General features: G+C 57.0%; 2 protein-coding genes and 1 pseudogene. All 3 read left to right on the top strand.

Annotation, left to right across the window (positions count from 1 at the left end; genetic code table 11):
• Positions 1–211 precede the first annotated feature (211 nt).
• Complete coding sequence (locus tag C7441_RS23635; protein ID WP_109614975.1) at positions 212–1,174, top strand: IS110 family RNA-guided transposase; 963 nt, start codon at positions 212–214, stop codon at positions 1,172–1,174.
• Positions 1,175–1,258: 84 nt separating this feature from the next.
• Entirely contained in the window at positions 1,259–2,746 is a 1,488-nt protein-coding gene (locus C7441_RS23630) for a glycosyltransferase family 4 protein (protein ID WP_109614974.1), read from the top strand.
• A gap of 108 nt (positions 2,747–2,854) precedes the next feature.
• A pseudogene (locus C7441_RS23625) lies at positions 2,855–3,732 on the top strand (IS630 family transposase); the annotation flags it as partial.

The following is a 3,732-nucleotide window of genomic DNA, read 5'->3' as shown; positions in this document are numbered from 1 at the left end:
AACTGGGATCAAACACCTTATGTGTCTCAGTCCTGCTAGATTAGCCCCATCGCGGCTCCCGGCCAGGAGCTGCGATGGGTGGGATACAGCGTTTAACATCTTGTGGCCTGACCACGTTCGCTAGCAGGCTGATCCCATCTCTCCTCACCGTCTCGAACAGTTGACGGCGGCCTGTTTGCGGGACCGCGAAGCATAAGGAAGAGAGAGTGACATGATACCAGCTACAGCCGTGATCGGCATAGATGTTTCCCGCGATTGGCTCGACGGATTTTGTGTATCGAGCGGGCAGCACTTCCGCCTGCCCAACACCGCAGAAGGCCATGTGCAGTTGCTGGCCTGGATCCAGCAACTGCCTGATGCGGTGCGAATCGGGTTTGAGGCTACGGGTGGCCAGGAATGGGCACTTTGGGCTTATCTCGTCGCTGCTGGGATTGAGGCGGTGCAACTGGCTCCGGCACAGATCAAAGCCTTCGCCCGTTCTCGAGGCACGCGCGCCAAGACAGACCGCATCGACGCGGTCCTTGTTGCCGGCTTCATGCAATTCCGCCCAGAAGCCGGGCGGATATTGCCGCATGAAAATCTGCGCATTCTCAGAGCGTTGACGACCCGGCGGGCTCAGATTGTGGACATGCGCAAGCGGCTTGCAGCTCAGATCTGTGCGCGTGAGAAGCAAGGTGTTGCCGACGATCTTCAGGAGTTGGACAGCACTCTGAAGGCTGTTCTGGATGGTCAGATCAGTGAGATCGAGCAGCGGATCGAGCGAGTTATTACTCAAGAGGAAAGCTTGGCCAAAAAAGCCCGACTGCTACGATCCATCCCCGGAATAGGCCTGGTATCGGCAGCCATGTTGATTGCTGAAATGCCGGAACTCGGGCGGATGACAGCAGGCGAGGCCGCCGCCATGACGGGCCTTGCACCAGTGTCACACGACAGTGGCACAAAGCGTGGCAGGCGAACCATCGCCGGGGGACGGCGCTCACTGCGACATGTTCTGTTCCAGGCAGCGCTCGCCGCCGCCTGTCACAATCCGTTGCTCAAACCTCTCGCAAAGCGCATGAAAGAGAGTGGCAAACCGCACAAGCTCATCATCATTGCAGTCGCACGCAGGCTGGTAGTAACCGCAAACGCCGTCCTCAAAACCGCTGCGCCATGGCAGACAGGCAAAGCCGCTTAGACACAGTTGCTAGAAGCTGGACAATATGGCCCAATTCTGTTGGAAGTGCCCCTAGTTCTAACGTTTAGGCACGAGCAATTTAATATGAACGAGCGTCCGCATATTGTTTCTATCGTTTTTAACAAAATTGAAGGTGATAGCAGGGTCATCAAAACCGCCCAAGCAGCGGTCAACATGGGGTGCAGTGCGACGATCATCGGAGTTACAAGCGCCACACACATTGAACGCCTCGAGATCGAAGGGGTAAGTGCAGTCAGAATCCCCAATTACTCCAAGCATCTTTCTAAATTGAGGCTTTGGGGGGCCGGCAACAAAGACTTGCGGTTGCTTGTCGGCGGTTTCATGGGATCGGCCGTTAACGAAATCGTGTCTTTGCGGCCCAGTTTGATCCACTCGCATGACATGTCCGGTATCAAGATTGGAGCCGGCGCTAGAACCGCGCTGCTAGCAGGCGGGAGTTCAGTACCGTGGATACATGACCTGCACGAATACGTCGCAGGCTTAACTGGCGAATTGGCAGAAGCGTACATGCCGATCTGTCTCGCTTGGGAGCGCGAATATCTGCACAAGGCCGATCATCTTTTCACCGTGAGCGACGCGCTGGCTGAAGTAACGCAACACAGTTATGGCCTCTCGGTAGCGCCGACGGTCATCTATAATACTCCAAACGCAAGAGCGTTTTCCTCGACCGGCGAGAATGTGCGGGAAAAGATTGGAATTGCTCCTGAGACCCCGCTCGTAGTCTTTGTGGGTGGGGCTACGCCCCTTCGGGGGTGTGACACGATAGTGGAAGCTATCGCGAAATTGCCCGATGTCCACCTCGCCTTTGTAAGCCAAGGAAAATATGTTGACGATCTGGTGAAGCGCGCCGGCGAGTTGGGGATGGGGGGACGGTTTCACATACATCCCTACGTTTCAAGCGATCAGGTCACCTCATTCATTCGAAGTGCGGATGTTGGCATCCACGGTTTGGTCCACTATCCAAATGCGGAAGTCGCGCTTCCGAACAAGCTGTTCGAGTATCTCCATGCTCGCCTGCCGGTAGTGGTCAGTGATGTCGCTAGTATGAAAGCCTTCATCGAGAAGCACGACGTGGGTACCGTTTTTTCAGCTAGCGATGTGGATTCGTGTGTAAGCGCTATTCGCGATGCGTTGTCGCGCAAAGACGAATTGAAATCTCGAATTTCGAATGAACTTCTCGAGCGCTTCTCTTGGGAACAACAGGAACGGGCCATTCAGCGTGTCTACAAATCTCTGCTTGATGCGCCTCGGTCGCTGCCGTCTGATATCGTGAGAGATATGGCCATTCAGGCAGAGAAGTTGGATACGATTTTATTCGAGACGCTGCTATCCAGAGCGCTTTCGGAGGTATCCACAAAGATGGCTATCGATCAGGACGTGAAGGGTAAGAAGGCCTCTAAGGCAGCTAAAGTAGTAAGTCAGGCGGCAACACGAGCACCGGCCAATAAAGGTCGCTTCTCGAGGATCGCATCTGTTGCGGCTCAAGACGGACTCGGGCCTGCTGTCAGAATAATTGCATCTGGCGTGAGGCGAAGGGTAGTGCCTCGCTAATCCAATGCATTGATGAGTTCTAGAGCGCATCCGGGTATCGATGAATCGATTGTGATGTGATGCGGTTACTAGCTTCTGATTCAACGTCCGCGTTGACGGAGGTTGATGATGGCAAGAGCACTGAGCGAGGATCTGCGGCTGCGTGTTTTGAAGGCTGCCGCCGAAGGGGCATCGGCGCGTCAGGCGGCGGCCCGTTTCGGCGTCGGAGTATCGAGCGCGATCCGCTGGATCGCCCGGGCAAAGATTGGCGAGTTGGCGTCGCGACAGCAAGGGCGCCGGCGCGGCTCTCGCCTCGACGAATATGCGGACTTCATCGTCGGGATGATCGAAGATCGCAGGGATATCACGCGGAACGAGATGGTGGCGCACCTTGAGGCGGAGCAGTCGATGCGCATCGGCCGGAGCGCCTTGAGCGACTGGCTTCGCGGACGCGGCTGGACATTCAAAAAAAGTCCGCACATGCACTGGAGCAGGAGCGCCCCGACATCCTGAAACGCCGCCGCTCCTGGTTCGACGGCCAGCTCGATCTCGATGCGGCGAAGCTGGTCTTCATCGATGAGACTGGCCTGTCAACGAAGATGGCGCGCCTGCGTGGACGAGCACCGCGCGGCGAACGCTGCCGGGCTGGCATGCCGCATGGCCACTGGAAGACCACCACCTTCACCGGCGCGCTGCGGCTGACCGGAATGACAGCGCCCTTCGTCTACGACGGTGCGATGAACAGCAACGTGTTCCGCGCCTATGTCGAGCAGGTGCTGGCCCCAACCTGTCGGCGGGTGACATCGTCGTGATGGACAATCTGCCCGCCCACAAGGCCGCCGGCATTCGCGACGCGATCGAAGCGGCCGGCGCAACGCTTATGTTTCTGCCGCCCTACAGTCCCGATTTCAACCCCATCGAAAACGCCTTCGCCAAGCTCAAGGCGCTGATGCGTGCAAAGGCGGAGCGATCAATCCCAGCCTTATGGAACACCATCGGTTCTCTTG

The sequence above is a fragment of the Pseudaminobacter salicylatoxidans genome (assembly GCF_003148475.1).
In the GTDB taxonomy this organism is placed as follows: domain Bacteria; phylum Pseudomonadota; class Alphaproteobacteria; order Rhizobiales; family Rhizobiaceae; genus Pseudaminobacter; species Pseudaminobacter salicylatoxidans.
This window is presented reverse-complemented; position numbering and strand designations above follow the sequence as displayed.